Origin of the sequence: Psychromonas algarum (assembly GCF_004376845.1) — a bacterium.
In the GTDB taxonomy this organism is placed as follows: Bacteria; Pseudomonadota; Gammaproteobacteria; order Enterobacterales; family Psychromonadaceae; genus Psychromonas.
In genome coordinates, this window is the sequence record NZ_SNUW01000007.1 from 119,794 (window position 1) to 145,899 (window position 26,106).

The following is a 26,106-nucleotide window of genomic DNA, read 5'->3' on the forward strand; positions in this document are numbered from 1 at the left end:
TTAATTTTTTAACACATTGAAGTTAAAATAGTTTTTAGCATTCCAATAACAAATGTTTTCTACCGTTTGTGATAGAAGAGCTTTATCTTTAGGCAACTCCCCTGTATCAACCCAGTGGCCAATTAAATTACACAATATGCGACGAAAATAATCATGACGAGAAAAGGATAAAACACTACGAGAATCTGTGAGCATGCCAATAAATCGCCCTAATGCACCTAGATTAGCTAAATCTTGTAATTGCTTTTCCATACCTGCTTTATGATCATTGAACCACCAAGCCGAACCCAATTGAATTTTTCCAGGTACCGAATCACTATCTTGAAATGCGCCTAAAATAGAGCCTAAAACCACACTATCTTTAGGATTAATACTATATAAAATAGTTTGTGGTAAACGACGTTGTTCATCTAACATGCTCAGTAAATGGCAAAGGTTAGTTGCGATGGCATTATCATTAATAACACTAAACCCTGTCCCCTTACCTAACTCATTTAAACGGCGTCTATTAACATTAGTTAACACACCTATATGTACTTGCATCGACCATCCATGAGCATAATAAGCTTCGCCAAGCACCTTAAATACAGCCGTTTTAAATTGTGCAACTTCCAATGCTGAAAGTGGCTCCTGCAACAATAACTTTCTAATGATTTGATCAAGTACAGCAGCTGAACTAGGAGCATAATTGACAACTTTAAGCCCAACGTCAGATAAACGACATTGATGTTCTGAAAAATACCGTACTCGTTCAATAATAGCTTCTGCATAACTTGTAAAATCATTCACTGCGATATTAGTTAGTACGCTTAATTTGGTTAGCATTTGATGGAATTTTTCAGCATCATCAATCGCAAATAAACTATCAGCACGGAAAGTAGGTAAAACTTGTACTGAGAAATCTGATTCAGCTAATTTTCGATGATAGCTAAGATCGCTAAGAGGGTCATCCGTGGTGCATAATGTTTCAACATGACTGCTCAATAATAATTGGCGTAGCGAGTGAGATGAGGATTTTAATTGTGCATTACAGTGCTTCCAAATTTTTGCACAGTTTTCACTATTAATTCGAATATCTAAACCAAAATAAGTTTTCAGCTCCAAATGGCACCAATGATAAAGAGGGTTTCCCAGTAAGTAAGGCATCGTTTCACACCACTTCTGAAATTTTTCATATTTAGGGGCATCACCAGTAATAAAATGTTCATCAACACCATTGCTTCTTAATGCACGCCAAAGATAATGATCTCCACTCAACCATGCATCCGTCATTGAACGGTATTGAATATCATTGTAAATATCTTTTGCATCAAGATGATTATGATAGTCAATAATTGGCATTTTTGATGCGTGTTGATGGTATAAACTTTTTGCTGTTTTGCCTTGCAGCAAAAAATCTTCATTTATAAACTGTGACATAAAACCACCCTTTTAAATTAGCATTTTGATAATCACTCTAAAACAAAGTGTTTATCAAATTACTCCTCTGTAAGTGTTCAAAAATAAACCCGATAAAGGGGAAACGCTGATTTTTGAGTATAAAAAATCCGACATTAAATAAACGTCGGATTTTAATATTTCGCATTACTTTATAGTATTGTGAATAACAGCCGATCAAAGATTCTTATGCTAATAACGATTGAACGTACTCTTTAATTTCTGTGCTTTGGCAGTTATCAAAGAAACACGCTTGGAAACGCTCACCTAATACAGCTGTTTTTACTAACTCTTGGTCAATCGCACGTAATGTATCTAAATAATTATCTTTATTAATCGCCGCTTTAACTTCACTTAGAATACCAGCGTTACGAACTTGAGGTTCTTTACGTTCAACGGGGTAACCTTCACCACGAGGCCCAGTAAATGCTTTTTCAAAAATATAACGCGCATTCAACTCAGCAGCCCAACCAAAGCCTTTAGCAAAAGCAAGGGCTAACGCATTACCGTTATTGATTTGATTAAATAAGAAAGCATCAGACGGGTCTAAACAATAACCACAAGATACTCCAGGGTGTAAGTTAAGTGACATCATGGCACCTTGCCCAGTACCACATCCCGCAACAACAAAGTCAACAGCTTGAGAGTTCAGAAGTAGACTTGCTTGAATTCCAAGGTGGATATAAGTTAGGTGATGATCATTTTCATCACTCATACCAACGTTTGCAACAGAATGCCCCAGTGGTTCTACAACACTTGTTAATTCACTTAGAATGGTTGCATTTTTACCTGCTTGACTGTTTTCCATCATTAAAGCTATTTTCATAAATTTCTCCCGCAGCTCTCGCCGCCTATCAAAGTTAAATAAATTGGATTAAATAAAGTCTTTACGCATAGGCGTAAAATTATCAATAAGTACACCTGCTTCTAAGCAAATACAACCATGCTCAATATCTGGCTTTTTATACATAGTATCGCCTGCTTTCACTATCTGTACTTGATCACCAATAGTGAATTCAAATACACCGGATAAAACATAAGTTAGTTGTTCATGGGGATGATGATGCATTGCACCAACTGCGCCTTTTTCAAAATGGACTTCAACTGCCATCATATTATCGCTGTGAGCTAAGACTTTGCGTGAAATACCATCACCAAGATCTGCTAGTTGAATGTCTTTATTATGTACAAACATAAATTACCTACTCTATTCTAGACGTTTATTGTATTAACGAGCTAACCAACCACCATCAACAGCAATGGTATAACCATTAATATAATTGGCAGCATCTGAAGCTAAGAAGACACAAGGACCTGCCACATCTTCAGGTGTTCCCCATCGATTAGCAGGAATACGCTCAAGAATTGCCGCATTACGATCTTCATCAGCTCTTAAAGCGGTTGTATTATTTGTTGCCATATAGCCTGGTGCAATTGCATTAACGTTAATATTTTCTTTCGCCCATTCATTAGCCATTGCACGAGTAATACCCATTACAGCACTTTTTGATGCAGTGTAAGACGGTACTCGAATACCTCCTTGGAATGAAAGCATAGAAGCGATATTAATAATTTTCCCGCCGTTACCTTGCGCAATAAACTGTTTTGCAACAGCCTGAGACATAAAGAAAACAGTTTTAGTATTAATATTCATCACGTCGTCCCAATTTTTCTCAGAAAAATCAAGTGCATCTTCTCGGCGAATAATGCCCGCGTTATTAACTAAAACATCTACTTTGCCAAATGCTGTCATTGTTTGTTCAATCACAGCAGGAATATCATCCTGTTTAAGAAGGTCGGCACGTACATCTAAAAACGTATGTCCACCTGCGTTCATTTTTTTAATTGTTTCTGTTGGTTCAATGTAGTTAACACCAACAACTTTACAGCCAGCTGCAGCTAAACCTAAAGCCATACCTTGACCTAAACCTGTGTCACAGCCAGTTACGATGGCAACTTTATCTTGTAAGTTCAATAAATCTAAAATCATATTAAGTTCCTTAATAGAGGGTAATGTGGTGAACAAAACTAAAGCTGCTCACTGACTATGCAACTTAATATACACCTAAAAACAAAAGTTGCAATATTTTTATGAAACAACGTTTCATTATTTCAAGAAGAAATAGCTGGATAATTTAATTCGCAACCAAATTCAAACTGATTTCAAATTTTTAAAAAGGCTTTTTAAAAATACTGCACAGCAATTAAACGCAAGGTATAATACAAACAATTAAAAATAATCAGAGGGAAATAATGGAAAAACCAACGCAACCTGAATCTGTCTCATCAGTCTTAAAAGTATTTAATATATTGCAGGCATTAGGTGAGCAAAAAGAGATTGGTGTCTCTGAGCTTTCTCAGAGATTAATGATGTCTAAAGCCACTACCTATCGCTTTCTACAAACTATGAAAACACTAGGTTATATTACCCAAGAAGAAGAAGCTGATAGATATTCATTAACACTCAAGTTATTTGAACTAGGTGCTAAGTCACTTGAATACGTTGATTTGATCTCACTAGCAGATAAAGAAATGCGCCTGATTTCAGAAGAAACAAATGAAGCATTACATTTAGGTGCATTAGACGACAACTCAATCATGTACATTCATAAAATTGACTCTAACTACAGCCTAAGAATGCAATCAAAAATAGGCCGTCGTAACCCTTTATACAGTACAGCGATCGGTAAAGTTCTATTAGCTGGACGTAAAGAAGAGTTTGTGCGTGAAACATTATCATCAGTTGAATTTATTAAGCACACAGAAAAAACATTAGAGAACACTAACCAGCTTCTATCTGAATTAAAGCTAGTAAAAGAGCAGGGTTACGCAGAAGATAATGAAGAGCAAGAACCTGGTTTACGTTGTATCGCTGCACCAATATATGATCGTTTTGATAATGTAATTGCGGGAATATCCATTTCATTTCCAACAATCCGTTTTGATGAAAAACGCATTTCATATTATGTTGCTCTATTACATAAAGCAGGTAAAAACATTTCAACACAATTGGGTTGCCATACATACCCAGAAAAATAATCCCCTTGAAAACCCCCACCTTTTTTCAATGATTATTTTTATATACAGGATGCTTTATTAAGCCTCAACACTTAATAAAGCATGTTTATAGCAACCACAACTCTCTTTCCGATCTTTATCCTAGTGTAAAAATATCAGCTACATTCTTTTTCTTAATTATCGCCAGAGAAACGAGAGAAGCTCAAATGCACTCAATATTTTTATCTCACAATAATGAGTAAATCCTTAGGGAAAATTCAATTTAATTTACACAGCTATTTAATACTCGACTTTAACTATCTTATTAAAGTTTTACACTCCATAAATTCCCCCTCTACAGCATCATATCTTCAGCATTAAATAAGGCAGTACCTTATTTAATTAAAACGATTTACTAAAAGAGCAAATAACAAAATGCATAAAAAGCGATCTTCATCACGCACATTTAATTTGAAAAATAAATGAAACGATGTTTCAATAAAGAAAGAACAAGGGTTCAATTGAAATTTAATTTTATATTACATAAAAAAACTAAAGAGGTTCAGTATGAATTACGATTATCTAGTGATAGGTGGTTATTTCGCTCTGATGATAACCATCAGCTTTATGTTCAAAAGAATGGCAAATAATAGCTCCAGTGATTACTTTCGTGGGGGCGGTAAAATGCTTTGGTGGATGGTAGGTTCAACTGCATTTATGACCCAATTCTCAGCTTGGACATTCACAGGTGCAGCAGGTAAAGCTTATAGCTCAGGCTTTGCGGTAACAGGGGTATTTCTAGGTAACGTATTGGCTTATTTAATTGCGTATTTATACTTTGCAAAACGTTTTCGTCAAATGCGTGTTGATACACCAACTGAAGGTATACGTCATCGTTTCTCTGGCACCAATGAGCAATTTTTCACATGGGTAATTATCCCTCTAAGCATTATTAATGGTGGTGTTTGGTTAAATGGATTGGGCGTCTTTGCCTCTGCAGTATTCCATGCTGACATTGTGAGCACCATTTGGATAACAGGTCTGGCCGTATTAGCGATTTCATTAATTAGTGGTGCTTGGGGTGTTGTAGCATCTGACTTTATTCAAACCTTAGTTATTGCTGTTATATCAGTAGCTTGTGCAATTGTGGCATTAATTGCTATCGGTGGTCCAGGTGAAATGGTGACTCAGTTCCCTTCTAATTTTTGGATTGGCCCTGACATGAATTACCCACTATTAATTGTCTGCTCATTCTTATTTTTTGTGGTTAAACAACTGCAAAGTATCAATAACATGCAAGATTCATATCGTTTTTTAAGTGCCAAAGACTCAAAGAATGCAAGTAAAGCCGCATTAATGGCTGGTTTAATGATGTTAGTTGGTACTGTGATTTGGTTTATTCCACCATGGGTTTCTGCAAGTTTATATCCAGATGCAGCAGCACAATACCCAGAACTTGGTAAAAAAGCAGGCGATGCCGTATACCTAGTATTTGCCCGAGAAGCGATGCCTATTGGTACAGTCGGTTTATTAATGGCCGGTTTATTTGCTGCAACCATGTCATCAATGGACTCAGCATTAAACCGAAACTCTGGTATTTTTGTTCGTAGCTTCTATTCAACGATTTTACGTAAAGGTAAAGCTAATGAAAAAGAGCAATTAAGAGCTGGTCAAGTTGCTTGTATTGTCAATGGATTGCTAGTGATAATGACAGCGCAATTCTTTACTTCACTTAAAGAGTTGAGCTTATTTGATTTAATGATGCAAGTTTCAACTCTATTACAAGGTCCAATTTTAGTACCTTTATTCTTTGGTATGCTAATTCGTAAAACGCCTAAATGGGCACCATGGGCAACGGTTATCTTCGGTGGATGTGTATCATGGTCAATTATGACTATTTTTACACCTCAAGTTGTTGGTAGTTGGTTTGGCCTTGAAAACTTGACTGGTCGTGAAATTTCAGAATTCCGCACTACAATTACCATTGCTGCCCACTTATTCTTAACAGGCGGTTTCTTCTGGGCATCAACACTTTTCTACTCTGAAGCTAAAGACAATAACAAAAAAGAAACAGAAAAATTCTTTAAAGATGTTGAGACAGAAGTCATTGCAGAAGATGATCAAGATATATTTGACAGAATGCAACGCAACAAACTTGGCATATTAGTAATGGTAATGGGTGTTGGTTTAAGTGCTATGGTCTTTATACCCAATCCATTATCTGGACGCATTGTTTTCTTAGGCTGTGCTCTTGCAATACTCGGTATCGGTTATGCTTTAAAACGAAGTGCAAAACTAGATAACACCATCAATAAAATCACTTAGTAAATTAATTAATAAAATCAGCAGTTATAAGTTAACAGCTGATTTTTAGGAGGCTTTATGTCTAAAGGTTGCATTATCCCACTTACATTTTCTGACTTTATCGATAGCGATACAGGTATTAAAGTAACACGATTAACCCCTACAAATATGACGTGTCATCGTAATTATTTCTATCAAAAGTGTTTTACACAAGACGGTAAAAATCTACTCTTTGCAGGCGACTTCGATGGTCAACGTAATTACTACTTATTAGATTTTGATAAACAACAAGCGACTCAATTAACCGAAGGTACTGGCGATAACACTTTCGGTGGCTTTATCTCGAGTGATGAAAAGTCATTTTTCTACGTAAAAAATGAATTGCATTTAATTAAAGTTGATCTATCAACTTTACAAGAAAGTATTATCTATTCAGTTGATGACAAATGGAAAGGCTATGGTACATGGGTCGCTAATAGTGACTGTACAAAACTGGTCGGTATTGAAATATTAAAAAGCTGTTGGAAGCCATTATCTGATTGGCAAAAATTCCATGATTTTTACCATACCAAGCCGACTTGCCGTTTAATCAAAATAGATATTAAAACAGGAGAACTAGAAGTTGTTCACCAAGAAGATGCATGGTTAGGGCACCCTATATATCGTCCATTTAATGATACCTGTATTGCTTTCTGCCATGAAGGTCCACACGATTTAGTCGATGCGCGTATGTGGTTAGTTAATGAAGATGGGACTCATGTTCGTAAAATAAAAGATCATGCTCCAGGTGAGTCATGTACTCATGAATTTTGGATCCCCGATGGCAGTGCGATGGCGTATGTTTCTTATTTTAAAGGTAAACAGAGTCGTATCATCTACAAATTGAACCCAGAAACACTTGAAAATGAAGCGCTGATGGAGATGCCAGCGTGCTCTCATTTAATGAGTAATTTTGATGGTTCATTGATGGTTGGAGATGGCTCAGGAACACCTGTTGATGTTGTGGATGGCACTGGTTATAGCATTGATAACGACCCATTTCTTTATATTTTAAATACTAAAAATAAATCCTATAAAAAATTAGCTAAACATAGCTCATCATGGAAAGTATTAGATGGGGATCGCCAAATAACTCATCCTCATCCTTCGTTTACTCCCGATGATAGTGCCGTTTTATTTACTAGTGATTTTGAAGGTTTGCCTGCTCTTTATTTAGCAGAAGTACCACAAAATTTTGTGAATCCTGATGACTGAAGTTTAGGTAATAGAAAGGAAATGAGAATGAAAAAATAGCGCGTTCACTTGGCCTTATTGCTGCTTTGTATGCATTTAGCGTACATGCGGCAAATTCACTGTGTTTTATTACTTATGATAGTGAGCAATAAAGCAACATTAACGGGTCAAAATCCACCGTTAAAGAGTTTACTAAAAAAAGTGGATAAAGCATTAACAGATAATTCAAAAGCACAGAAAAACATCAGTTATTTAAATAATCGGGGCGTGACTAAATACTAATTAGTAACGCCCTTTGTTATGTCTAAATCTTAGCAAATTGATAAGTACGATAACCACCAATTAAGTTTCGGGCCTTAAAACCATTATTAACTAACTGACGATAAGCCACATTACCGCGTAAACCGACCTGACAATAAATAATAATCTCTTTATCTTTTGGCAGTTCATGCATTCGCTGGCGCAACTCATCAACCGGAATATTAATCGCTTCACCAATAACGCCAGTATTTTTTAATTCATTAGGATTGCGCACATCTAACAATACTTGCTGATCAGTTAAGTGATCAATTTGCTCAAAATGTATTGCTTTGCTATCCCCCTTCATCAGATTATGCGCAACAAAAGCCGCTTGGTTAATCACATCTTTTGCACTACCAAATGGAGGGGCATAAGTTAATTCTAAATGTTGCAGTTGCTCAACCGTCATACCAGCACGCTGTGCAACAGCCATAATATCAATACGCTTATCAATACCGTCTTTACCTGCAGCTTGAGCGCCAAGTATTTTACCGCTAACAGGATCAAACAACATTTTGAAAGATACAATTTCTGCACCAGGATAATAACTCGCATGACTTGCCGTGTGCACGTACACTTTTTCATAAGCAATATTGTCACGTTTTAATTGTTTTTCATTTTTCCCCGTTGACGCAATCGCTAAATCAAAAATCTTACAGATAGCCGTACCCTGTGTACCTTGATAGCTTTCATTACGCCCTAACATATTGTCAGCTGCCATTCGCCCTTGACGGTTAGCAGGCCCAGCTAGTGGGACGATAGTTTGTGCACCAGTGACAAAATCTTGCTCTTCAATAGCATCTCCCACTGCATAAATAGCAGGATCACTGGTTTGCATTTGCGCGTTCACTTTAATACCGCCTAATAGGCCTATTTCTAACCCTGTTTGTTTGGCTAATGACGTTTCAGGTCGGACTCCAATCGCCATTATCAAAATATCAGTATCAAGTTTGTCACCATTATTTAAGCTCAGCGTTAAATGACCATATAAGTGTTGGTGTTCTGTTTTCTCACCCGCATTTATATTTGCAACGGAAGCTGAAGATATAAACTCAACACTTTCAAGTGCCACTCCCAAGCGCAAATCAATGCCATTATTACGGATCACTTCATGTGCAAAACCGGCCATCTCTTTATCAACAGGAGTCATCACTTGATCCGCTAATTCAACTAAAGTCGTTTTAATACCTAAAGCATGAAATGCTTCCATCATTTCTAAGCCAATAAAACCACCGCCGACCACGGTTGCGTGTTCCACTTTGTTTTCGCTTAATGTATGAAGAATTTTATCCATATCTGGAATATTACGTAGCGAATGCGTTAATGGATTTTGAATGCCAGCAATAGGCGGAACGATCGGTCCCGCACCTGGGCTCAATAATAAAAAGTCATAACTTTCAGTGTATTCACTATTGTCACTTAATAATCGAATCGTGACTTGTTTATTAGCACGATCAATACTCACCACTTCACTCAGTGGTCGTACATCGACATTAAAACGAGCAAGAAAACTTTCTGGCGTTTGTAGTAATAATTTACTTCTCTCTTTAATCTCGCCACCAATATGATAAGGCAAACCGCAGTTAGCAAAAGAAACAAAAGGACCGCGTTCAAACATAATAATTTGCGCATCTTCACTCAAACGACGAGCACGGGCTGCTGCAGACGCGCCACCAGCGACACCACCAATGATAACGATTTTAGTCATACTCATTTACCTCTCTATAAAACATGCCATTTAGTCATCAATATTGATAACTAAAATAATCACTAACTAATGTTGTTCTTTATTCAATGGATGAACTATAAAACAAAAGATTAGTAAAAGCTAATACAGCAAAAACTAATTAAGGCTTTACTAATTAAAATAAAGCAGTAAGCTTAAAAAAATAAACCTAACAAAAGAGAGCATTATGCAATTAGAGGATATGCAAGAGCGTACAACCGAAGTCGCTGAATTATTAAAAACGATGGCTCATCCAGAAAGATTAATGGTGTTATGCCAGTTGGTTGATGGCGAGCAAGGATTTGGACAGTTACAAGAAAATTCTACACTCAGCCAATCTGCATTTTCACAACAATTAAGTGTATTGAAAAAACATAATTTGGTGACGGTCCGTAAAGAGTCACAAGCTGTTTTTTACAGCCTAGCCGATAAACGGATCGAAGCTCTTATTACTAGTTTTCATCGCATTTTCTGTGCTGAGTAGAGGTTAATATGGAATTTACTATGCCTTGGGCATCCTTATTCGGTGGCATGTTATTAGGTTTATCTGCTGCTTTATTAATGCTATTCAATGGAAAAGTTGCAGGTATCAGTGGAATAGTAGGCGGGTTATTAACCCCTAAAAAAAATGAAACAAGTTGGCGAGTTGTTTTTGTCATCGGCATGATAATAAGCATCTTTGCTGTCACCCCAATTGGCTTTTCTTTACCCGATGTAAGTAATAAAGATATCTTGGTTGTTTGTATTGCAGGTTTATTAGTCGGTTTTGGCACTCGCTTAGGAAATGGTTGTACTAGCGGTCACGGAATTATTGGTATGGGACGTTTTTCTAAGCGTTCAATTTATGCCACTTGCGCCTTTATGATCAGTGCTATTTTGATGGTTTTATTACGTCGTTTATTAGGAGTATTGTAATGAGTATGTCGCGCACAAAAATAGGAAGCATGTTAATAAGCTTATTATCCGGCCTGTTATTTGGTAGTGGCATGATCATATCAGGCATGGTTGACCCTGATAAAGTTATCGCCTTTTTAGATATTTTTGGCGCATGGGATCCTAGCCTTGCTTTTGTTATGGGTGGTGCATTATTAGTCTTTACACCTTTTTATCATTTAGTTATTAAAAAGCGTCAAACAGCCATTAATGGAAAAGATTTTGCTGTAAGCAACAAACAAAAAGTGGATAGTAAATTAATCTCAGGTGCTATTATTTTTGGAATGGGTTGGGGATTAGCAGGTTTTTGCCCTGGACCTGTGATCGCAAGTATTTCAGGAGGTAGTCATATTATCGGGTTATTTATTCTGTGGATGGTGATCGGCATATTATGTGCTAACCAATATCTTTCAGGTCGTTTTCCATGCTCTATTATGGCTTCTTCTAAAACAACTGAAGATAAAACTAAATAATAAAAATTGGAAAAGTAGAGGTTAGATCAAACTCTAATCTAATATCAATAAACTAATGTTTAAGGATTAGGATAGACTTCAAACACAGGTTAATTTTTTAAAGGATTAAATAATGAAACTCATACTACTCACTGCTTTTTTAGTACTTAGTAATATCGCATATTCAGCAACCTTAACTGCAGGTATTAAGTCTGTTGGTATTCAACTTGGTAGCGCTTCTATTGGCAATGAAAAGTATACTGTAGTCGGCGCTTCTATTGGTTATTTTGCTTTAGAGAATCTGATGGTTGGTGGTGCATATGAATATTGGTTTTCTGGAACACCCACAGTTTCGAAAGCAACTCTGCAATCAACTTATTACATCCCAGCTTCTGAGAAAATAAAACCTTATTTTGGTTTGCTATATAGCCATTATTTTGTTGAAGATGTGCCAGATGTTGATTCTTATGGATACAGAGTGGGTGTGGCTTATATTAACTCACCAATGTTAGTAAGCGCAGGTATCAGACAAGAAAAATATACGTCTAATAAATCAATATTTTATAATGACGATGTAACAGGTGAAGTGGTAATTGGGTTTAATTTTTAAAACCAACAATTGATTAAAAATAGAGCTAGTTTTTTATATTAACTAACTCTACTTTTAGAGCTTATTTTTTGATTAATAACATATCACAAGGCAAGTCTGTTAATAACGCTGTTGTAGTACTGCCGATCCACAATTGCTCTAATTTATTACGAGCAATTAAACCGATCACCAATATATTACTGTTCTGCTCTATTATGTGGGCAGTTAAAGCTGTTTCAGGCATGCCTTCTAATAAAATACATTTATCTAAAGTAATACGCTGTTTTTTCGCAAAAAAAGTCAAACCATTACGATGTGCAGCTAGGATCTTAGTTTTATACTTTGCCAAAGGCCAAGTAATATTACAACAATGTACCACTGACCACTTTGCTTTTAATAATGCAGCCAATTGTTCAGTATATGAAACAATATGAGTATCTACCCTGCCTGTACTCGCATTTTCATGTATAGGATCAACAGCAGCCAAAACCTTAATAGGATTTCTCCACGGTTTTTTATTTACAATCAAAACAGGCGCATCAATTGCCGTTAATTTTTGAAAAATAGAATGTCGTTTCGCAACAATATTATCTTCGATAACAACTAGAGTCTGCTCTTGACTATGCACTTCATCATTAAGCACTGATAAATAATCAGCAGTTTGATTAATAATAACTTCCACTTGAATCGCATTCATTGCAAAAAACTTAATTAACTGTGCTTTTTTGCATTAATCGTTGCCATCAATTCTGCTGACAATGTGTTGTTATCTATTAATAAATGCCAATACCCACGTCCTTGATATTGCCCTCTTGCATCTAATATGATTTTTAATGTTTTATGATGGGGTGGCACAAGGTGCACTAATTTATCTAGTGATGTTGTTTGATAATAAAAGCGACAATCAATAAACCAAATAATTTGTTCAGTTGTCATAATACCCCCACATTAAAAGCACCTTAAACCGCTAGAGCCAACGTTTTTTCTTAAACAATAGAACTAAAGTTAATGATAAAAAAGCCATAAAACCAATTAAATAAAAATAACCATTTTCTGCTTTTAACTCAGGTATGTACTCAAAATTCATTCCATAAATTCCAGCTAAAAAACCTAATGGAATAAAGATAGCGGTGATCACAGTTAAGACCCGCATAGTGGCATTCAATTGGTGCGAAGTAATGGATAAATAACCATTCACTAAATCACTACAAATATCATAATGCATTTGCGATAACGTTAATAATCGGTCAATCCGCTCATGTACATCAATCACTGTATGTAACTCAGCTTGATTAATAATAGGCGTTTCATCCGCAACTAATATTTTTAATTCAGAACCAATATTACTGTGGTAGCTAAAGGTGCGTTTTAATTTAGTAAGCCTAGAACGATACAGCGTTATTTCCTGCATCATTTTATCGTCCCCACCAAGTTGAAACTTATCTTCTAATGCTTCTAGTTTTTCTTCAAATTCAAATAGTTTTTGCAGATAAATACCACAGCTATAATGAAATATTCTTAATGCCAACGTAATGGGGCTTTTCATTAAAAATTTTTCGCCTTCCACACTAAATAGTTTATCAATAGAAATAGATTTTTGAGCATGGGATGTAATTAATATATTAGTGCCTACAAACATACTTATTTGTAAGTGCTCAAATAATAAATCCTCACGAGAATGAAAAATCCCGCGGTATAGCATGAAGATATAGTTATCAAATAACTCAATTTTAGGGGGATGACGATCTCGCTGCGCATCAGTAATCGCTAAAGAATGACAACCTAATGCTTTTAAAAGTACATATTCTTGTTCTTTATCATGAGAATCAATATCCACCCATAGCATCGTACTTTTATCTTCGCGCCAACTATCGATCAAAGATTCATCACCATAACTATATGATTTATCTGAATTTAACAACATACATCTGATCATAACACTTCTCTTATTTATCATTTTAACTATGATGAGTATTGCACAGTTATCACATTAGATTGAGTTTTTTATTATCCATCAATAAAAAATATCTTTGTGCCAATAAAGGTTATAAGCTTCCTTTATACAATATAAAAATCATTCGGTGGAATATGACTCAAGATATTATAATTTGGATTGCAATTGCTTTATGCATCTCACAGTCAGCAATATTTTCAGGCTTAAATATTGCCTTGTTTTCACTTAGCAGGTTACAACTTGAAGTTGAGTCGGGGAAAGGTAACGTAAGCGCTAAAAAAGTATTAAGCCTACGTAATGACTCTAATTTTTTATTAACCACTATTTTATGGGGAAATGTTGGGATTAATGTACTACTCACCCTGCTCTCTGATTCTGCTTTGGCTGGCATTAGCTCGTTTCTATTTTCTACCATTGCCATCACTGTTATTGGTGAAATTACCCCACAAGCCTATTTTTCTAGAAACGCATTAAAAATGGGCGCTCTTCTTACCCCTATTATCAAGTTTTATCAGTTTATATTTTATCCTGTAGCCAAACCAACAGCACTTATATTGGATGCCTGGTTAGGTAAAGAAGGTATTACTTATTTAGCTGAAAGTGAGTTAAGCAGCATCATACGAAAACATATCGAAGCTGAAGAAACAGATATCAACCACGTTGAAGGGATCGGGGCATTAAATTTCTTTAAACTCGATAAAATATCAGTCATTGAAGAAGGTGAATTGATCGATCCAGATTCCATCATTGCTTTGCCTACAAAGTTAGACCTGCCTATTATTCCTGAAATAACTTCAGCACCTAATAATGAATTCTTAAAGTTATTAAATAAGTCAGGGCATCGTTGGATTGTATTAACGAATATCGCAGGAGACCCTCTTGTGGTTGTTGATTCCGATAGTTTTTTACGTGAAGTCTTTTTTGAAACAGAAAATTTTGACCCGTACAAACATTGTCATCGCCCAACTATTATCAGTGATGAATCAACTATGTTAAATGATGCGATCATTAAAATGAAAATGGGTGAATCTATTGATAAATCTTTTGATGGTGCAATTGAACGAGATGTATTACTTATTTGGGGCGAAAATAAACGTATTATTACAGGGGCAGATATTTTTGGTTTATTATTAAAAGGGATACAACCAGCTGAACTACTTAATAAAGCAACAGCTGATATCAAAAAATAACAAACAAATAACTCTATAATTATCTCAATAATAAAAACACGCCTAAGGGGCAATTAATGGATCTCGCTAAAGTTAAAGAATTTTTATCCTACATCGTTTTCACCGTTTCAGACCAGAGCATTACATTGGGTCATATATTACTTATTCCCGTTATTTTATTCTTTGGCACCTTATTCACACGATGGTTTGTAAAATTAATTACTAAACGCTTAACAACTCAAAATAAAGACCCACATAGTATTCATTTATTACAGCGTGTACTCCGTGTTATCGCAGTAACAATAATACTGATCACTACATTAGAGTTAATTCATATTCCTATCACTGCCTTTGCCTTTCTATCTGGAGCTATTGCTATTGGTTTTGGTTTTGGTGCTCAGAATATTATTAATAACTTTATTAGTGGTTGGATATTAATGTGGGAGCGTCCAATTCGCATTGGTGATTTCTTAGAAGTAGACGATGCCAAAGGAATGGTCGAAGAAATCAATACTCGCTCTACACGTGTTCGACGAGTGGATGGTGTTCATTTATTAATACCTAACAGTAAATTATTAGAAAATACCGTAGTCAATTGGACTTTAGTTGATAGCTTAGTAAGGACTTCAGTGAAAGTAGGTGTTGCTTACGGCTCTCCAGTTAAAAAAGTGGCAGAGCTTATTATGCAGGCCACAGTAGAACAAGAAACCATAGTCAAAACACCTCAACCCATTGTTATATTTGATGACTTTGGTGATAACGCATTAGCTTTCGAGGTGACATTTTGGTTAGACGCGTCTGTAGAAGGAGGATTAAGGGTGATGCGAAGTAATATTCGTTTTCGCTTAGAAGAGCTCTTTGAAGAACATAATATTATTGTTGCTTATCCACAACGAGATTTACATATTGATGGATCTTTAACCATTAATAAATCACCTAATAGTTAACAATGTATTTGTACTTAAATAAACCAGAATAACAAAGTTTAGTGATAGCTTAGAATCTGATAACATACTAATAACATTGGGATGTTAAGCAAACAACTTACAACTAAACAAGTAAAGGGATCATTAGTTATGGTTGAAAAAAGTTCATCACTTGCTTTAACTGCAAGCAATTTATTTCAAACACTCTTAACACATAATACGGTATTAACTGTCCTCCTTATTATGCTTGTTATGCTTAGTAAGTTTTTGATTTTAAAATTCATCTCGAAAAAATCTAGAAAAAATAAACGCTTAAAAATCAATATAATAAATAATGCGGCAACGATTATTATTTTAATTGGTATCTTTCATATTTGGTCCGTTGAAATGCAAAAGTTTGCCATCTCAATCGCTGCATTTGTAGTGGCCATTGTTATTGCGACCCGAGAGTTTATTCAATGTTTCATTGGTTTTTTATACATTGTATCCAGCCGACCATTTCGTATTGGAGATTGGATACAGGTAGGCGATTCGTACGGCGAAGTGCACTCTATTGATTGGGCTAAATTAACATTATTAGAAGTTAATATTGATGCTTATGAATACACGGGAAAAACCCTTTATTTACCCAATAGCAAACTTATTACCTCCTCTATTAAAAATCTTAATTTTTTAAAACGTTACTCTATGCATCATTTCACTATTACCCGTGATGAAAGTGTGAATCCTTTTCTTTTTTTAGACCAACTTTATGAAAAAGCACAAGGATATTGTGAAGACTTTAGAGATGTAGCTATTCGTTATAACCAATTGATTGAAAATCGTTTAGATGTCCATATAGCAGGCCCCGATCCTCATATTCAAGTCGCAACATCGGATATTGGAGATACACAAATATTATTTACTATTTTTTGCCCAACAGAACGAGCAATGGAAATAGAGCAATCTTTAACATCTGATTTTATGGAAATGTGGTTTAAAGAAAAAATGCGACAGAAAAATAATCCCGAATAAATTTAACAATTATTTATTAATAGTTGCTCCGTTCAACAAGGAAGGTTCATGTCATTAGATCTGTTACCCGGTTACATTGAAAAAATTAATAGTCATTTTGAAATAGAAAAAGAGATAACTGTTCTAAAGACTCTCAATGCATTAATGTTAGAAATTGCAGAGAATTTATCTGATGAACAGATTGCTATTTTATTAGAATCTTTCCCTATCAAACTCAGAATTATCCTATGGCAATGTTTTGCAGATGAAACACAGCAAAATGTATTTATTGCCATGAAAAATGAATCTAGGCAATTACTGCTGAGTGCTTTAGAAGATGAATACTGCTTCCCATTACTCACTAAATTAGATGCATTTCAACTATTAGAGTTATCTGAAACTCTTAATGATCGTTTTACTGATTATGCCGTCAGTAATATGACAGCAAAACAACGTAGTCTATATAAAAAGTCTTGTGATTATGCGTTAGATGAAGTCGGTCATTGGCAAAATTTTACAGATGTTCGTATACCGCAAAGATTAAAGTTATCAGCCGTAAAAAAACAATGCGCTAAAAATTTACCAAATTTTACCGATGTTATTTATATCGTGGATGATAATGCTCAATTAGTCGGTGAGATTGCATTAAATGCGGTATTTAAAGCCACAAATGATGATGAATACAGAAGCTTTATCAATCAACAAATAGAGTCAGTTAATAGCACTGATGATATTAGTGATGCAGCAGAAAAACTAATTAATGCGGATAAATCAGCATTACCTGTTATTGATGAAAACCGCTGTTTGACGGGGCGTTTAGATTTACCTAGCGCTTATCGTTATAAAGAACAAATCGTCGAAACACAATTGATCCAATCCGCTGGTTTAATTGAAGAAGAAGATCTATTTAGCAGTGTTTGGTTAAGTTCAAAAAACCGTGCGGTATGGTTAGGTATTAATTTAGTCACTGCCTTTTTAGCATCATGGTTTATTGGATTGTTTGAAGCCACCATTCAACAAGTTGTAGCATTAGCAGTATTAATGCCGGTTGTTGCTTCCATGGGTGGTATATCTGGTAGCCAAACCATTACGTTGATCATTCGAGGTTTAGCATTAGGGCAAATCACTGATGCCAATAAAAAAGATATTATTGCAAAAGAACTTAAAGTCGGAGCAATTAACGGTGTGTTATGGGCTGTAGTCATTAGTGCAATCACTTATGTTTGGTTTGATACATTGATGCTTTCAATCACCATTTTTATTGCTATTTTAGGTAATATTGTTATCGCATCATTATCAGGAGTATGGGTTCCTTGGATTTTAAGCAAATTTAATATTGATCCCGCATTATCTGGCTCAGTTGTATTAACCACAGTCACTGACATTTTTGGGTTTATTGTCTTCCTTGGTTTAGGTAGTTTATTACTGCTGTAAACCTGTTGTTAGTTAATGAAGCTAAGCAACTAATCTCACAAAGATAATTTCAAAAGTATGATTTAAATTAACACTTTTGAAATTATCGACTACATAAAAACTAAATCCTCACTGCTGGAAATAATTTTAATGCTTGTTCAATAACCTCTATCTTTTGATTATTTGCTAGGTAATTTGCATAAATATCACGGCTAAAAACAGGGGCGTCTTCCACTAAAAATAACGCTTTATTTCTCAAATATTCAAAAGTGATTTGTCTAGGTAAATAAGCCGCTCCCCCTACTTCTAAAATAAAATTTAACGCAACCCTTGGCTGACTCATAAAGTGTTTTGCTTCAGGTGCATCTTGAAATTCCCTTAAATATTGAGCACTTACTGATTCACCATAATCAACCATAATAAAATCAGTTAATTTATTTGAATAATCAGGATCAGTTGTCACTAGATGTAACGGAACAGTAGCCACTTTTTCTGAAATAATTTCACCAACAAATGTTGGTTCAAATAAGAAGCCAATATCAATAACCCTATTAAGTAAACTTTTACGCAATTCTAAAGGACTATAAGTATTTGTTAATAAACTAATATCTTCAATATTAAGATGTATTTTTTGCAACCAATTTTGCAACACAATATCCCAAACAGAACTTAATGCACCTACCACGAGTTGTGTTGAATGTTGCGCGGTAATACCTACATCTTGCTTTGTTTTTTGCCACATAAAAATTAATTCATTCGCATGCTTAATTAAACGATGCCCTTCAGCAGTTAACTTTAAATGCTTTTTACTACGGTCAAATAACAACACACCTAAATCATCTTCCAATAATTTAATACGGGCACTCACCGCTGATTGAGTAATAAACAGGTTTTCAGAAGCAATACGAAAATGTAAAGAACGACTCACTTCTAAAAATGTTTTTAATAATTCTATCTTCATTTATCACCCACCACATCTAATCAAAAAAATTAATCAAAGACCACAAAACAATTAATTTTATTATATTAATTTTTGTTCCTATACTCTACAAACTTATACTTTAGCGAGATCCATCGCACTTAAATTCATGAAAAATGATAAAGGAATACTAACAATGAGAATCGCAATTTTATCTAGAAACCCAAACTTATACTCTACTCGTCGCTTAAAAGAAGCAGGTGAAGCACAAGGTCATCAAGTAGATATTATTGACACATTACATTGTTATATGGATATCACGAGTAGCCGTCCGACTGTGCGTTACCATGGTGAAGAGTTACCACATTACGATGCGGTTATTCCTCGAATTGGCGCATCTGTAACCTTTTACGGTACAGCCGTTGCACGCCAGTTTGAAATGATGGGAACGTTTAATGTGAATGAATCCGTTGCTATCAGTCGTTCACGCGACAAATTACGCTCTATGCAGTTATTATCTAGAAAAGGCGTTGGCATGCCACGTACCGGTTTTGCAAGCAAACCCGACAACATTAAAGATTTAATTAAAAATGTAGGTGGTGCACCTGTTGTTATTAAATTATTGGAAGGTACACAGGGTATTGGTGTTGTATTAGCCGACACAGCAAAAGCCGCTGAAAGTATTATTGAAGCTTTCATGGGATTAAAAGCCAATATTTTAGTACAAGAATTTATTAAAGAAGCAGGTGGTGCAGATATTCGTTGCTTAGTGATTGGCGATCGCGTTGTGGCAGCAATGAAACGTCAAGGAGCAGAAGGTGAATTCCGTTCTAACTTGCATCGAGGAGGTTCTGCTGAAGTTGTTAAACTCAGTAAAGCAGAGCGAGAAACTGCCATTAATGCAGCTAAAATTATGGGCTTAAATTTTTGTGGTGTTGATTTATTACGTTCAGAAAGCGGTCCAATGGTAATGGAAGTTAATTCATCACCGGGTTTAGAAGGGATTGAAACAGCAACAGGAAAAGATCTGGCAGGGATGGTATTTGATTTTATCGATAAAAAAATAAAATCTAAAAAAATGACAAACAAAACACGTGGTCAAGGATAAAAACCATGAAAACATTACGTATAGGTGATTTTGATATTTTACCAGGCACTCAATGCAAAATTGATCTGCCCGTTGCCAAGTTATATACCGATGCCAGTGTTTCATTGCCGGTGCAAATTATTCGCGCTGCAAAGGATGGCCCAACCATTTTTATTAGCGCAGCTGTGCATGGTGATGAATTAAACGGCATAGAAATTATTAGGCGTTTAATTAATAAACCAAATTTTAAAATTATTCGTGGCACTGTAATTGCGGTCCCTATGGTTAATGTTTATGGCGTTGTGAATCAAAGTCGTTATATGCCAGATAGACGTGACTTAAATAGATGCTTCCCTGGGTCGCCTAAAGGCTCATTGGCAGCACGTGTTGCACATATATTTTTAACCCAAATTGTTAAACATTGTGATTACGGCATTGATCTACATACTGGTGCGATTCATCGCTCTAACTTACCTCAAATACGAGGTGATATGAGTGACGCAGAAACTAAAGAGCTTGCTCAGGTATTTGCTGTTCCTGTTATTTTGAATTCCAATTTAGTTGATGGATCATTACGAGAGTCAGCCGTTAAAAATAATACCAAAGTATTATTGTATGAAGCAGGTGAAGCATTACGTTTTGATGATTTTTCAATCCATGCTGGTATTCGAGGAATAGAGAATGTATTACGACACCTTAAAATGATGCCTAAAAGAACATCAAGGAAAAAACTAAAAGAACCGTATATTGCTAATAGCAGCAGTTGGTTACGCGCGAATGCAAGTGGCATTGTCAATAACTTGGTTGAATTGGGAGATCAAGTAACAGCAGGAGATGCATTAGCTGAAATTGGTAGCCCTTACGGTGAAGTATTAGGAGTGGTGAGTGCAACTCGTTCAGGAATACTTATTGGCAAACAAAATATACCTTTAGTTCAAGAGGGTGAAGCGATGTTCCATATCGCTTATTTTAAAGAAAATGATGAAGCAATCGCTGAGCATATTGAAAGCGTGCACGATTTTCTATTACCCGATGAACAACTTACTAATATAGATACAGTGAGAGAACAATAAAATGCAAGAAAAGATGATCATTGGGCGATTAGAATCCATTGCCTTGCCTGAACTAGGCATTGATAACTTACAAGTCAGGGTAGATACTGGCGCAAAAACATCTTCGTTACATGTAGATAACATTGTTAAATATATGGACCAAGGAAAACCTTGCGTAAAATTTGATATTCATCCTGATATTCATAATGTTGAGCGTTTAATATCATGTCATGCCATTATCAGTGACATTCGAAAAATTAAATCATCTAATGGCACAGCAGAACAGCGTTATGTGATAGAGACACCAATGAAATTAGGTTCAGAAACATGGCCAATAGAAATTACATTAACAGATCGCGCTGATATGAATTATCTAATGCTTTTTGGACGAGAAGCCATTGGTAAACGTTTACTCGTTGATGCTTCGAAAGTATTTATGGTATCACCAGAAAAATAAATAAAAAAAGGGCTGGGAATATATATCACCCAGCCCTTCTTTATCAAAAAATTTTAAATTAACAATCTTGACGAAACTCTTTATGACCTTCTTTTGTCTGTTGTTTAATTTTATCTAGAATAGATTCTATTTCAGCTTTATCTTTGCTTTCATTTAACGCTTGAAATAAAGCATGTAAACGCTCGATACCTTCAACATATTGCGCCTGCTTTTCACGCTGTTGCTCTGTCATCTCTGATTTGTCATGGTCCATCTTTGAATAATCAATTTTTTCCAGATCGCCCTTACCTAGTTGTGCAATGGTCACTGGCATCATACGCCCCGCTTGTTCACTCAACTTAAGAAGCTCATTAAGATGCCGTTGCATCTTTTTTTGATCAGCAGATTTAAAGCCTTTTGTATAACCACGAAGTTCACTTTTCATGTACTTCATCGTATCACCTAATTTAGTGTCCTTAATTTCACAGTGATCATCATGAGCAAAAGCCTGGTTCATTGGTAAAGTCATAAATAATGCACCACTTAGTGCTAATACCAGTTTTGATTTTTTCATATTCATAACAACTCCTTGATAAATTCTTTGAGGTTTTTATAAGCCATACTCTACACTGTATAAAAACAGATACAAAAAGTAATGGATTAAATAGTGACTCTTTTATAATTGAAATTAAACAACATCAAATATGAGTAAGTGATCATCAAAAATGTCATAACAACTTATTACATATCTCAACTTTTATTTTTATTTTACTAACCACAATTAAATCGCACATACATACTTAGTACAAATAGTGAACACTCGTTCAGAATATCAACAAAACTTCATTTTAAAGTTCAATTACCCGATCACAGGCACACTTTTTTACCTGACTTTCGTGACTCACGTTGTGCTTATTTTTGATTTATTCCAGTAGTCTTTGTTACAAGGTTTTTACATTACTGTAAATAAAAATAACATTGAAAATATACGCTACACTTCATCGTTAGCATGACTTATTTTCTAATACAGTTTTGTTTATTAGCCCTAAATAACATGTTCGATCCAAATATAGAGAAATTAATTTTATCAATAATAAAGGAATGTAACGATGAAGAAACTACTCAAAACAGCAATCATTAGTGCAGGTTTAATTATGTCAGCAAGCTCTTTTGCTGCTGATTACCCATCTAAAAATATTCGCTTGATCGTACCTTTTGGTGCAGGTGGTGGCACGGATGCAGTGGGTCGAACACTAGCTAATAGCGCTAAAGATGTTTTAGGAACAAGTATTTCAGTCATGAATAGAACTGGCGGAGCAGGCGCAGTAGGTATGAGCTTTGGTGCTCAACAACGCCCTGATGGATACACTCTTACGGTTGTTACTCGTGAGATTGCATCATTACCACAAATGGGATTAATGCAGAATACAGCTGACGACTTCAAACTTATTCGTATGGTTAATTTAGATCCAGCTGTTATTTTAGTTCCTGCAGATAGCCCATTTAATACGGTTAATGACTTAGTTGCAGAAGCGAAGAAAAACCCAGGTAAAGTGAAATTTGCTTCAACAGCGGCTCCTAACTTTTACCTAATGGCTTTAGAACAAGCTCAAGATATTAAGCTTAATGCAGTTCCTTACAATGGGGCATCAGAAGCAATTCCTTCTGTATTAGGTAAACATACTCAAGTCACTATGGTTACACCGGGCGAAGCAATTGCTCAATTACGTTCAGGTCAACTAAAAGCATTAGGTGTAATGTCTAAAGAACGTATCTCGTACATTCCTGATGTACCGACATTAATTGAACAAGGTATGGATGTGACAACTGGTACATGGCGTGGCATTGGAGCACCAAAAGATACACCAGATGAAATTATTGAAATCTTAGGTAATGCCTTTGATAAAGCAATGGCTTCAGCACAGTTTAAAGACTTTATGGCAAAAGGTGCGATGACAATTCATCCACTAAAAGCACAAGAGTTCACAGGCTTTGTTAAGCAAGATGAAAAAACATTAAGCAAGTTTATTAAATAATTTAATGCCACTTAACGCTTTAAATAATAAGTAATTAAGTGGTATCAATCATTTATATAAGTAACACAGTTTAGGCCAAGGTCTTACTTTGGTCTCTATCTTTAATATTGATTAACACAACCTTATGATTAGCGAGTTTATTATGTTTAATCGCAATATTTTTTTTCCTAGCTTAATGATTCTATTTAGCATTATTGCTTTAGTGCTCATTTCTCAATTCCCTGAACCTAGATATCAAGATGCGCCAGTAGGTGCTGATTTTTTCCCTAGTGTTATCGCCGTTCTCCAAATTATAATTTGTAGTGTTTTGATCATTCAATATAAAAGAAGTGACAAAGCAACAAAGGAAAAACCTCTAATATCAAGTCATGCCATATTTGGATTCACTTTATTAATTGGTTACGCAACACTCATTACATTCGTAGGTTACTTACTAGCAAGTCTGATTGGTTTTACCTACTACCTTATGTATCACCGAATTAAAAAACCAAGTTATTACATTATTGCCTGGATTTTTGTATTCGCTATCTATTTCCTTTTCAGTGAAGTATTTATTATTTCATTACCTGAAGGTTTACTCTTTTATTAGGTCGTTATTATGATGGATTATTTACTCACAGGCTTTGCCTCTGCTTTTAGTATGGCCGTATTCCCTGTTTTAGTTTTTGGCGTGTTAGGTGGTGTTATTTTAGGCGCATTACCTGGTTTAACTGCAACTATGGGCGTCGCTATTTTATTGCCTTTCACTTTTGGTATGGACGCAACACCCGCACTAGTGATGTTAATTGGTGTTTATATTGGTGGCATTTATGGTGGTTCTATTGCAGCAATTTTATTAAAAACACCGGGTACGCCGGCTTCTGCTGCCACTGTGCTTGATGGTCATACAATGGCAATTAAAGGTCTTGCAGCAAAAGCACTCAGCATTGCAGCCGTTGCATCTTTTATTGGCGGTCTGATCAGCACGATTGTATTAATTGCTGTTGCGCCGATATTAGCTGATTTTGCTCTGCGCTTTAATGCACCAGAATATTTTGCTCTCGCCCTATTTGGTTTAACCATAATTGCGAGTGTATCTGCAGCAAGTATTTGGAAGGGGTTATTAGCCGGCACAATAGGTTTATTAGTGGCTATGGTGGGTTTAGACCCTATCAGTAGCGTTCCTCGTTTTACTTTTGGTGTCATGGATTTATATAGTGGTATTAATATCATTCCTGTTTTAATTGGTTTATTTGCCATTTCAGAAGCATTAAATCAGCTAGAAAAAATGTCTAGCAATCAACAGGATATTCCACCTAAATTTGATTACAAATTACTAAGTTTTTCAGACTTCAAAAAGATACTACCTACCAGTGTTAAAAGTGGTTTAATTGGTACTTCAATTGGTTCAGTACCAGGTGCTGGTGCAGATATATCCGCCTTTGCTTGTTACAACGAAGCAAAACGAGTGGCTAAAAATCCAGAAGAGTTTGGTAAAGGATCCATGCATGGTTTAGCAGCGGCGGAATCAGGTAATAATGGTGTTACTGGTGGATCATTAGTGCCTTTATTAACATTAGGTGTTCCCGGTGATGCGGTATCAGCGGTCTTATTAGGGGCGCTTATTGTTCAAGGTTTAACACCAGGGCCTTTATTATTTACACAGAACCCTGAAATTGTTTATGGTATTTTCAGTTCGATGATTGTCGCTAATATTGTGATGTTAATTATTGGCTTTTTAGGGATCCGTTTCTTCTGTCGTATTATTGAAGTACCAAAAATATTAATGATCCCTATTATTATTTTCTTATCAATTATTGGTGCTTACGCAATTAACAACTCTATGTTTGATGTAGGTATTGCAATTTTCTTTGGTGTGTTAGGTTTTATATTAAATAAAATGGATGTACCTTCTTCACCTATTTTGTTAGCAATAATATTAGGTCCAATGGCAGAAACAAACTTAAGAAAGTCACTAATTATGTACGAAGGAAGTTGGTCATTTTTATACGACCGCCCTATTGCATTAGCCTTTATCTTATTTGCTATCTTTTCAGTTTATTCAACAGTAAAACTAAAAAAGAAGCAGCGTTTAGCAGCAGAGAAAGCTGCGATTTAATAAGATTTATTGAATAGGCATTGAAACTAATACACTGTATTAGTTTCAATGC

General features: G+C 35.4%; 27 protein-coding genes. 17 read left to right on the plus strand and 10 right to left on the minus strand.

Features of this window, described 5'->3' with window-relative positions; translation table 11 throughout:
- The 4 genes from uxaC to kduD all read right to left on the minus strand — a co-directional run bounded on the left by uxaC (position 1) and on the right by kduD (position 3,427).
- Positions 1-1,419, minus strand: coding sequence for a glucuronate isomerase (gene uxaC / locus E2R68_RS08165; RefSeq protein ID WP_134277200.1), 1,419 nt, complete (start codon positions 1,417-1,419; stop codon positions 1-3).
- A 205-nt stretch (positions 1,420-1,624) separates the two neighbouring features.
- Entirely contained in the window at positions 1,625-2,263 is a 639-nt protein-coding gene (locus tag E2R68_RS08170) for an RpiB/LacA/LacB family sugar-phosphate isomerase (protein ID WP_134277201.1), read from the minus strand.
- Between the two features lie 48 nt (positions 2,264-2,311).
- Complete coding sequence (locus E2R68_RS08175) at positions 2,312-2,632, minus strand: cupin domain-containing protein (RefSeq protein WP_134277202.1); 321 nt, start codon at positions 2,630-2,632, stop codon at positions 2,312-2,314.
- A 33-nt stretch (positions 2,633-2,665) separates the two neighbouring features.
- Positions 2,666-3,427 carry a 2-dehydro-3-deoxy-D-gluconate 5-dehydrogenase KduD gene (gene kduD / locus E2R68_RS08180; RefSeq protein ID WP_134277203.1) on the minus strand — a complete coding sequence of 254 codons (762 nt, stop codon included), beginning with the start codon at positions 3,425-3,427 and terminating at the stop codon, positions 2,666-2,668.
- Positions 3,428-3,690: 263 nt separating this feature from the next.
- Here kduD and kdgR point away from each other — a divergent pair, with 263 nt between their 5' ends.
- The 3 genes from kdgR to E2R68_RS08195 all read left to right on the plus strand — a co-directional run bounded on the left by kdgR (position 3,691) and on the right by E2R68_RS08195 (position 7,992).
- Positions 3,691-4,476, plus strand: a complete 786-nt coding sequence (kdgR, locus tag E2R68_RS08185) for a DNA-binding transcriptional regulator KdgR (RefSeq protein WP_134277204.1) — start codon at positions 3,691-3,693, stop codon at positions 4,474-4,476.
- A gap of 525 nt (positions 4,477-5,001) precedes the next feature.
- A complete protein-coding gene (locus E2R68_RS08190) occupies positions 5,002-6,759 on the plus strand; it encodes a sodium:solute symporter family protein (RefSeq protein WP_134277205.1) in 1,758 nt (585 codons plus the stop codon).
- Between the two features lie 57 nt (positions 6,760-6,816).
- Entirely contained in the window at positions 6,817-7,992 is a 1,176-nt protein-coding gene (locus tag E2R68_RS08195; RefSeq protein ID WP_134277206.1) for an oligogalacturonate lyase family protein, read from the plus strand.
- Between the two features lie 283 nt (positions 7,993-8,275).
- On the opposite strand, the gene E2R68_RS08200 is transcribed toward E2R68_RS08195, so the two are convergent.
- Complete coding sequence (locus E2R68_RS08200; RefSeq protein WP_134277207.1) at positions 8,276-9,979, minus strand: FAD-dependent oxidoreductase; 1,704 nt, start codon at positions 9,977-9,979, stop codon at positions 8,276-8,278.
- A 205-nt stretch (positions 9,980-10,184) separates the two neighbouring features.
- Here E2R68_RS08200 and E2R68_RS08205 point away from each other — a divergent pair, with 205 nt between their 5' ends.
- The 4 genes from E2R68_RS08205 to E2R68_RS08220 all read left to right on the plus strand — a co-directional run bounded on the left by E2R68_RS08205 (position 10,185) and on the right by E2R68_RS08220 (position 11,992).
- On the plus strand, positions 10,185-10,481 hold the full coding sequence (locus E2R68_RS08205) for an ArsR/SmtB family transcription factor (protein ID WP_134277208.1): 297 nt from the start codon (positions 10,185-10,187) through the stop codon (positions 10,479-10,481).
- An 8-nt stretch (positions 10,482-10,489) separates the two neighbouring features.
- Positions 10,490-10,912 (plus strand): YeeE/YedE family protein, encoded by a 423-nt coding sequence (locus E2R68_RS08210; RefSeq protein WP_134277209.1) that lies wholly within the window; start codon positions 10,490-10,492, stop codon positions 10,910-10,912.
- Positions 10,912-11,403, plus strand: coding sequence for a DUF6691 family protein (locus E2R68_RS08215; RefSeq protein ID WP_347876582.1), 492 nt, complete (start codon positions 10,912-10,914; stop codon positions 11,401-11,403). The genes E2R68_RS08210 and E2R68_RS08215 overlap by 1 nt, the downstream gene beginning before the upstream one ends.
- Before the next feature lie 112 nt (positions 11,404-11,515).
- Complete coding sequence (locus E2R68_RS08220) at positions 11,516-11,992, plus strand: ferrodoxin oxidoreductase beta subunit (protein WP_134277210.1); 477 nt, start codon at positions 11,516-11,518, stop codon at positions 11,990-11,992.
- A gap of 61 nt (positions 11,993-12,053) precedes the next feature.
- Here the strand turns inward: E2R68_RS08220 and E2R68_RS08225 are convergent, their stop codons facing one another.
- From E2R68_RS08225 to E2R68_RS08235, 3 genes are read right to left on the minus strand one after another with little or no spacing between them, the layout of a single operon-like run.
- Positions 12,054-12,668, minus strand: a complete 615-nt coding sequence (locus tag E2R68_RS08225; RefSeq protein WP_134277211.1) for a universal stress protein — start codon at positions 12,666-12,668, stop codon at positions 12,054-12,056.
- 14 nt (positions 12,669-12,682) lie between these two features.
- Complete coding sequence (locus tag E2R68_RS08230) at positions 12,683-12,907, minus strand: hypothetical protein (protein ID WP_134277212.1); 225 nt, start codon at positions 12,905-12,907, stop codon at positions 12,683-12,685.
- Positions 12,908-12,938: 31 nt separating this feature from the next.
- Positions 12,939-13,907 carry a magnesium transporter CorA family protein gene (locus E2R68_RS08235; protein ID WP_134277213.1) on the minus strand — a complete coding sequence of 323 codons (969 nt, stop codon included), beginning with the start codon at positions 13,905-13,907 and terminating at the stop codon, positions 12,939-12,941.
- 152 nt (positions 13,908-14,059) lie between these two features.
- Between E2R68_RS08235 and E2R68_RS08240 the strand changes: the two genes are divergently transcribed.
- The 4 genes from E2R68_RS08240 (at position 14,060) to E2R68_RS08255 (ending at position 18,447) form a co-directional block, all read left to right on the plus strand.
- Positions 14,060-15,115, plus strand: a complete 1,056-nt coding sequence (locus tag E2R68_RS08240) for a DUF21 domain-containing protein (protein ID WP_134277214.1) — start codon at positions 14,060-14,062, stop codon at positions 15,113-15,115.
- A 56-nt stretch (positions 15,116-15,171) separates the two neighbouring features.
- The gene (locus E2R68_RS08245; protein ID WP_134277215.1) at positions 15,172-16,041 is read left to right on the plus strand and encodes a mechanosensitive ion channel family protein; all 870 of its coding nucleotides are present in this window, start codon (positions 15,172-15,174) and stop codon (positions 16,039-16,041) included.
- 129 nt (positions 16,042-16,170) lie between these two features.
- Complete coding sequence (locus E2R68_RS08250; RefSeq protein WP_134277216.1) at positions 16,171-17,034, plus strand: mechanosensitive ion channel family protein; 864 nt, start codon at positions 16,171-16,173, stop codon at positions 17,032-17,034.
- A 48-nt stretch (positions 17,035-17,082) separates the two neighbouring features.
- A complete protein-coding gene (locus E2R68_RS08255) occupies positions 17,083-18,447 on the plus strand; it encodes a magnesium transporter (RefSeq protein ID WP_134277217.1) in 1,365 nt (454 codons plus the stop codon).
- 100 nt (positions 18,448-18,547) lie between these two features.
- On the opposite strand, the gene E2R68_RS08260 is transcribed toward E2R68_RS08255, so the two are convergent.
- Complete coding sequence (locus E2R68_RS08260; protein WP_134277218.1) at positions 18,548-19,387, minus strand: LysR family transcriptional regulator; 840 nt, start codon at positions 19,385-19,387, stop codon at positions 18,548-18,550.
- A gap of 154 nt (positions 19,388-19,541) precedes the next feature.
- Between E2R68_RS08260 and rimK the strand changes: the two genes are divergently transcribed.
- Genes rimK through E2R68_RS08275 form a run of 3 tightly spaced genes read left to right on the plus strand, consistent with a single transcriptional unit; the run spans position 19,542 to position 21,941 of the window.
- On the plus strand, positions 19,542-20,453 hold the full coding sequence (rimK, locus tag E2R68_RS08265; RefSeq protein ID WP_134277219.1) for a 30S ribosomal protein S6--L-glutamate ligase: 912 nt from the start codon (positions 19,542-19,544) through the stop codon (positions 20,451-20,453).
- A 5-nt stretch (positions 20,454-20,458) separates the two neighbouring features.
- Positions 20,459-21,505: a succinylglutamate desuccinylase/aspartoacylase family protein gene (locus E2R68_RS08270; RefSeq protein WP_134277220.1), complete on the plus strand. Its 1,047-nt coding sequence runs from the start codon at positions 20,459-20,461 to the stop codon at positions 21,503-21,505.
- Position 21,506: 1 nt separating this feature from the next.
- Complete coding sequence (locus E2R68_RS08275; protein ID WP_134277221.1) at positions 21,507-21,941, plus strand: ATP-dependent zinc protease family protein; 435 nt, start codon at positions 21,507-21,509, stop codon at positions 21,939-21,941.
- Positions 21,942-21,999: 58 nt separating this feature from the next.
- On the opposite strand, the gene E2R68_RS08280 is transcribed toward E2R68_RS08275, so the two are convergent.
- Positions 22,000-22,500: a cytochrome b562 gene (locus E2R68_RS08280; RefSeq protein ID WP_134277222.1), complete on the minus strand. Its 501-nt coding sequence runs from the start codon at positions 22,498-22,500 to the stop codon at positions 22,000-22,002.
- Between the two features lie 529 nt (positions 22,501-23,029).
- Here E2R68_RS08280 and E2R68_RS08285 point away from each other — a divergent pair.
- From E2R68_RS08285 to E2R68_RS08295, 3 genes are all read left to right on the plus strand, one after another.
- Positions 23,030-23,956: a tripartite tricarboxylate transporter substrate binding protein gene (locus tag E2R68_RS08285; protein WP_134277223.1), complete on the plus strand. Its 927-nt coding sequence runs from the start codon at positions 23,030-23,032 to the stop codon at positions 23,954-23,956.
- Positions 23,957-24,098: 142 nt separating this feature from the next.
- Positions 24,099-24,545, plus strand: coding sequence for a tripartite tricarboxylate transporter TctB family protein (locus tag E2R68_RS08290; protein ID WP_134277224.1), 447 nt, complete (start codon positions 24,099-24,101; stop codon positions 24,543-24,545).
- A 9-nt stretch (positions 24,546-24,554) separates the two neighbouring features.
- Positions 24,555-26,054, plus strand: a complete 1,500-nt coding sequence (locus tag E2R68_RS08295) for a tripartite tricarboxylate transporter permease (protein WP_134277225.1) — start codon at positions 24,555-24,557, stop codon at positions 26,052-26,054.
- Positions 26,055-26,106 lie beyond the last annotated feature (52 nt).